The sequence below is a fragment of the Brenneria izbisi genome, from assembly GCF_025840185.1.
GTDB lineage: Bacteria > Pseudomonadota > Gammaproteobacteria > Enterobacterales > Enterobacteriaceae > Brenneria > Brenneria izbisi.
Genome location: NZ_JAMPJU010000025.1, coordinates 1 through 6,456, shown reverse-complemented (window position 1 = coordinate 6,456; position 6,456 = coordinate 1). Strand labels below are relative to the sequence as shown.

Annotated in this window: 4 protein-coding genes; all 4 read right to left on the bottom strand. The window is 38.7% G+C overall.

Features of this window, described 5'->3' with window-relative positions:
* Positions 1 to 406 precede the first annotated feature (406 nt).
* The 4 genes from NC856_RS17460 to NC856_RS17445 all read right to left on the bottom strand — a co-directional run bounded on the left by NC856_RS17460 (position 407) and on the right by NC856_RS17445 (position 5,906).
* Positions 407 to 2,437, bottom strand: a complete 2,031-nt coding sequence (locus NC856_RS17460) for an AAA family ATPase (protein ID WP_264091681.1) — start codon at positions 2,435 to 2,437, stop codon at positions 407 to 409.
* Positions 2,430 to 2,903 carry a very short patch repair endonuclease gene (locus NC856_RS17455; protein ID WP_264091680.1) on the bottom strand — a complete coding sequence of 158 codons (474 nt, stop codon included), beginning with the start codon at positions 2,901 to 2,903 and terminating at the stop codon, positions 2,430 to 2,432. Before NC856_RS17455 ends, NC856_RS17460 begins: the two co-directional genes overlap by 8 nt.
* 9 nt (positions 2,904 to 2,912) lie before the next feature.
* Positions 2,913 to 4,343 carry a DNA cytosine methyltransferase gene (locus tag NC856_RS17450; protein WP_264091679.1) on the bottom strand — a complete coding sequence of 477 codons (1,431 nt, stop codon included), beginning with the start codon at positions 4,341 to 4,343 and terminating at the stop codon, positions 2,913 to 2,915.
* A 363-nt stretch (positions 4,344 to 4,706) separates the two neighbouring features.
* Complete coding sequence (locus NC856_RS17445) at positions 4,707 to 5,906, bottom strand: type II restriction endonuclease (protein ID WP_264091678.1); 1,200 nt, start codon at positions 5,904 to 5,906, stop codon at positions 4,707 to 4,709.
* Positions 5,907 to 6,456 lie beyond the last annotated feature (550 nt).

Genomic DNA, 6,456 nt, shown 5'->3' with positions numbered 1-6,456 from the left:
CAACGTTGGGTTATCAAACGCCGGTGCATTATGAAATGGTAGCGTAATTAGGTGGGAATAATTTCGGGGACAGATCCTTATGAACACACCGGTTTTTCGGGGGGATTACCTTTGGATGAGCGCAAACTGATGCTGCAATGGTGGGCGGATTTTCTTGATGCGAACCGGGAGAGGGCGGTGAGTCCGTTTGATTTTGGGAAAATAAGCGGTAGAGGCAATTCTATGGCATTGGTCGTGTAAATCACCTTACATAGATTACTGGATAAAAAAACACTGATAACTGAGCGAATGACCGCGCAATGGCTAAACCTTGTTGGGCGGTTCATTTGAGGGTGAAAAGTCCCAACGCTTTGTGCCGCAGGTCTTCCTGCGTGTGTAGCTGTATTATGCAAAGTTATCTAGTGGTTTAATTTTCTTTTATAGTATCCACTTTATCAATTATCCATCTATTTACATCTTCAATATAGTCGCTCCAACGATCATGTCTTGCTGCCAGAGATATTACTTTTGAATACCCAGATGAATGATCAATTCCTAAACGCTCAATGATGTCATATATATATCTATGCTGATCTCCAACATAGTTAATCTGTTTAGCTATCTCAATTATTTCCTCCTCATTAGGATGAATTATGTCACTTGGTAAATCACATAACAACTCATGAATAAATTTTTCGGGCCGCATTTTATCGGGTAAATTGAACTGTTTTACTTTAGTATAAGCTATATCTCTTAATTTTTTTACTCTTTCATCTGTGCCTGTTAACACCTTGTCAACGGCCTCTCTCTTACTCTGCTCCGTTTTATACTCATCCCCATCAAGCACTAAAATGACATTGTTGCATTTGTCGCCTTTCAATAATAGCCCAGCAATAACAGTAAATGCGTTACTTGCGGCACCGAAAATATTTATTGCGACGTATCTCATAGCCTTTAATCTTGAACATAAATGCTGAATAATAAACAAGGAAAAATCATCTTCAACAAATATTTCAATGTTTTTTTCAGATTTACCAGTTAACCGATTTATAGCGTCAGGCTTTGTTTCATTAAAGCATAATGTCTTACCATTCATATTTACAATATGACGTACATTAATAATGTTAGATAATGTTAAAAGACTTTCTCTATGTGTGGTGAAAACCACTTGTATATTCTTATCATTAGCTCTTTCAACAATAATTTCTATAAGTCGCTTAAGTGCTTTGTTATGTAGTAATAAATCAATTTCATCTATTAATATTAATGAGTTTTTCCCTGCCGAAAAAACCTTATCCAAGATAAAAAAGACTTTTTGCTCACCAGCGCTCATGCTTAAAGCTGAGTATTTAACACCATCAGTCTCAACTCCTATAAAAGTTTTACCATTTTGTAATTCGTGCTGATTAATTGAACTGTATCTCTTATTCAAAACATCAGATGCTTTATGCAATAGAATATTTGTATGTTCCCCCTGTAAATTTGTTGTAACATAATTTACATTATTATTGTTTTTTTCTGATTCGATCATTGGAACACATTGACCAATACCAATATAATATACTTCCCTAAAAGGTCTTCGTGCATATATTTTTATCCACCGAGAACCTTTTTGTTCTGACTTACCATAAATATCCAATTGATCCTGGTACTCATCTTTTCCTCTTCGATAAGAGTGAGTTACTTCAAGATGGCTGCCATTCCATTCAGCATCTGGACTACGAGGGAAAAAATCTATAAATCTATAATTTTCGCCATTATCTTCAGGTTGGTACAGACTGGCCATCGCATGTAATATTGTCGATTTGCCACTCCCATTAGGTCCAAATATAGCCGTGACTTTTTGAAAATTAAAATCGATAGTCACATCTTGTAGGCACTTGAGATTTTTAAAGTAAATTCTCTCTATATTCTGATTTGTTGTTTTTATCTTGGGGTCATTCTTCTCGGTTTTTTTCTTGATCATATTAGTTGATAGGAAAGCTGATTCAGATTTGAATAAGTTATGAGAAAATTCACCACTAACGGTATTAATTCCAAATGATTTTTTTAGATGTTCTTCAACTGAAGAGCCAGAAGGAGTTACAATAAAAATTAAATGTTCTTCGTTATTTTTAACAATAAGAAAAAAATCCCCTTCATTCATCATGGATGAAACAGAATTTGTTTTATAATACATGCGATATTCAGGCTTTCGATTTTTTTGATAATATCGAACATCATACCACGTTAGTTCAGACTTACAGGATACAGGTTTAGAACCCTTATCATAAATATAAGTTAGCGTTGCGCTTAGGCGTATTTTTTCACCATTTTCAGGTACTGGGAGATATTTTGAAAATCCAGCTTTTACTAGTCCACCTATTTCGTGTTGGTTAGATTTTTTGGGGTTTACGTCAACGGCAGAAAGATATTTAGCAATAGCTACTTCAAAATGGTTAGATAACTGTTCAAACATTTCTACTATGTATCCCTTTAGTATCGATTTCTACAGAGTCACTTCCTGCACAAATCCACTCTTCGACTCTTTCTGATAATTCCTGAACAGACAGTTTGAGTCGGCCTTTTATGGCACATTCCCAGATAACCATTATGTGCCAACCATCACTTCTGAGCTTTTCGCAGATATTTTTATCCCGTGATACATTCTGCCCAATTTTTTTCATCCAAAATCCGGTTCGTGTCGCTGGAACTTTGAAAAGATAACACTCATGCCGGTGCCAGAAGCATCCATGAGTAAAGATGATTTTTCGGTATTCATCAATCACAAAGTCAGGTCTTCCGGGCAAATCCTTTACCTGCGTTCGAAACTCAAAACCTAAATCCTCAAGAATCGTTGTCAGCTTTATCTCAATGGCTGTGTCATGATTACGGATCGCTTTCATATTTTTGCTGCGAATCGATGGGTTATGAACATCAGCCATAATCAGACCTTATGCGACCTTTTTATTGTTTTTTAGCTCAACTGCCTTGTTGATATAAGGCTTCAACATTTTTGCTACGGCAGCAAAAACAGGGACAACGACAGAATTTCCAAACTGCCGGTATGCCTGAGTATCAGATACCGGGATACGGAAAGATGTGCCATTTGGCGATTCAAAGCCCATTAAACGAGCACATTCCCGGGGCGTCAACCTTCTGGGCCTGTTTTTCTGGTTCTCTTCATTATCAAAATCCCGTTCTCCAAGTTCTTTATCCCATCCGCGATCGATTAGTATTTCGGAGCCATCTTTATGGTATCGAGCCGACAGGGTGCGGGCAACACTATCCGAATTTCCGGGCGATACAAGACCGAACCCAAAACCATTCCCTTTTGCCTGATGCTTTTTAGCGTAGTTGTATAAATATTTCCAGAGAGCGGGGGTAAGGACATATTTGCTATCAACTCGGTCGTCAAGTAGCTCTCTGATAGTCAACCTTTTTGGCGGGAAGAACTGATTAATATTCTTCAGAGTAAATCCTTTATGAATATTAAGATCACGCTGGAATCCTACCAAAACAATACGTTCCCGATGCTGTGGCAAGAAATTTTTACCATCAATAATTTTAGGATCATCTGACCCTATGTGTTCAGAATCAGCAACAGCGTATCCAAGCTCGTCCAGTGTTTTCATAATTACCCGAAACGTTTTTCCTTTATCATGGCTTTTCAGATTCTTCACATTTTCCAGTAAAAACATGGCCGGTTTTTTAGCTGCAATGATACGAGCAACATCAAAGAATAAAGTCCCCTGTGTTTCGCACTCAAAACCATGAGCACGGCCCAATGAGTTTTTCTTGGATACACCAGCCAGAGAAAATGGCTGACACGGAAAGCCTGCAAGCAATACATCGTGGTCGGGAATTTCACAATCTATATTTTTGTATGCTTCTTTTTCGCTAACAGAATGCTCATTACTTAGCGTAATTTCTCTGATATCAGAGTTAAATATGTGATGTTCCGGATCACAATACCAATTTGCTTTATAGGTGCGAATAGCATCTTTATTCCATTCACTGGTAAATACACATTGCCCGCCAATTTCTTCAAATCCTTTCCTAATCCCACCAATACCCGCAAATAAATCGATAAAACGAAAAGCGTAATGAGGATGGTGAGCAGGCGGAGAAGGAAGCAGGCTATTAAGCATTTGTACTTCCAGTTTTGTCAGTGCTTTTTGTGCCATTTTGCCGTTTAACCACCGGTTGAGTGTCTCACGGGTCCAATCACTATGGCTGATAGCACGAAGTGCCTCTGCAACATACTTTTGATCATAGATCTCAACAAGTTTACTGATTAATGCCTTATCTTCTTCTCTCTTCCTGAACTGATCCTGCTCATTCTGTGCAATCAACTTTTGTGCAAGCAGCTCTAACTCGTTCATTTTCAATTCCATTCAATAAAGGGAGATTTTAGTATGATCCTATCACTAAATTAACCCAGAAAAAAGTTTGGCTGTACAAATAAACAGATGTTTTTTGTATATGTATAATTAATATGTATTTTTTAATATTTTAAATTCATAAAACCATTCATTTTGAACAGTGATCAATCACCATATCTAACTTATCACAAACAGTGGATCCGATAACTCGGATTAAGGCTGTTCAACTGGCAGGAAAAGGTTTCCATCTTACACCCAAGCATGCTCATTAGCCGGTTCAATGAGGTCTGATGGATAAAATTGTTAGGTGCCAGATTGTTCTTGCGCTCTTTCATCGCTGAAGAAACCGATAACACCTCCCGATTAATCATCATAAAGTTCACAAAGCTCCCTGATAAACCAGCCAAGCGTCATCAGGTTCTCCCTGACCTCTTCAGGATACTTTTTATGGAGTGATGAAGGGACAACCAGTGTTACTCCCTCTTGCCGCATCTCCCTATACTGCGCAAGAGACACACCTTCCTGGAGGGTAAAAAGATGAATGTTTTTTATCCGGTTTGCTTCATTCAGTATTTGACGCCAACGATCTTTGCAGGTTGTCTTAACCGCCAGCATTCTAAGTTTATGGTCAGGAAACCTAGTATCATGATATGCCAAGGCTGATGGAAAAAGAAAATCAGGTTTTTTATTTCCTTCTGTCTTAGCCTGAGTGGCAAATTGTGTTAAACCATGTTCAATGAAGATCTGTTCAAGATGTAATTCCAGTGATTTTCCAGCACGAGACTTCCTTCTGTTACTGACAGAGTTTGCCAGTAAGATGAATTCATCAACAGAACCAAATCCTTTACGGATAATGTCCAGTACGTGAATTTCCTCTATGTGAAGAAATATTTCATACTCAATACGCCTACGGTCGATAAGTTTTTTATCAGGATCGCCCGGAGTGTTGGAGTAATGTTCGGCGGCAAAACGAATAATTTCACGACCAGTAGGAAAATTATCCCTCCACTCAATGGGAACGTCATAGCCAGGTTTTAATCCTTTTGGTGTTAACGCAAAGCCCCCAAAGATTTTTTCTGCTGCATCGAAAAGCACCGTTCCCGGTATCACTTCCCCGATCATTGACTCAATGATATCTTCTTCATCTGCATTAATACAAACCCATATGTCAACAAATTCACTGTCCTTCTCAGGAGTAAAATCAAACGCCAGTAGTGTAAGAGCCCCTGTGTTTTCAGTATCCTGAAGAGGGCTTCCACTTCCCCAGCGTGTAATCCGCTTTTCATTTCTGGTTTTACCAAAATAGCGGCCGTTATAGTAAATCGCTCTTGCCTGGCTATCCGGGCAGATATGCGAAGATACATGAGCAGTTAACATGACGGAGGGATTCAGTTCATTTGTATGATTGAGCGATGGGAAAAGAGTCTCCACAATTTTGGATGGGATGTAGAGGCCTACCTGATGCCCACCTGTAGCACCGGTATCATTTGCTGATAATCTTTTGATAAGGAAGAAGTTATTATTCTCTGATTTTTCCTGTATCCATGCGTGCAATCCAGACATGGCATTCTCCGTTTTGTTCTGTTTTCAGCCAACGCAGCACATGACCTTTGCTACGTGCAATCATGATTGAATGTAGATATTTTTGATTCTACAAGAACTTGTAAGTAGTAGGTTATGATTTGTCCCTGAAATTATTCCCACCTAATCATGCCGCCATTTCATAATCCTGGACTGACCCCACGCCATATAGACATATTGGAAATTGCAGTTTGAAGTTCCTGGACAGATGGCATACGCAACACAAACTGAAAGGGAATATATTGCGATAATGCTCGCAAAATCAGTGGGATTCAAGCCTCCTGTTGCTCTCAGAATGTTACATCACGCCATCTTATCAACGTAGATAACCCTGTGATGTTCGGCGTCAGCGATGCTTTGCATATGTGAGATTCTGGCGATGAGTAAAAAGGTGAGCAGATCCTTTATGCCATATTTTCTGTAGATATTATTTTTCATATTGTTGGCGGTTTATGGAGACTGTAATTTAAATTGTGTAATTGTCTGTTTTTGATATGTTCACTCCAACAACGGAGACAGGCAAACGATGGAC

Excerpts from the sequence above, each read along its gene's own strand:
- NC856_RS17460 (WP_264091681.1), bottom strand. The coding sequence starts at position 2,437 with ATGTTTGAACAGTTATCTAACCATTTTGAAGTAGCTATTGCTAAATAT.
- NC856_RS17455 (WP_264091680.1), bottom strand. The coding sequence starts at position 2,903 with ATGGCTGATGTTCATAACCCATCGATTCGCAGCAAAAATATGAAAGCG.
- NC856_RS17450 (WP_264091679.1), bottom strand. The coding sequence starts at position 4,343 with ATGAACGAGTTAGAGCTGCTTGCACAAAAGTTGATTGCACAGAATGAG.
- NC856_RS17445 (WP_264091678.1), bottom strand. The coding sequence starts at position 5,906 with ATGTCTGGATTGCACGCATGGATACAGGAAAAATCAGAGAATAATAAC.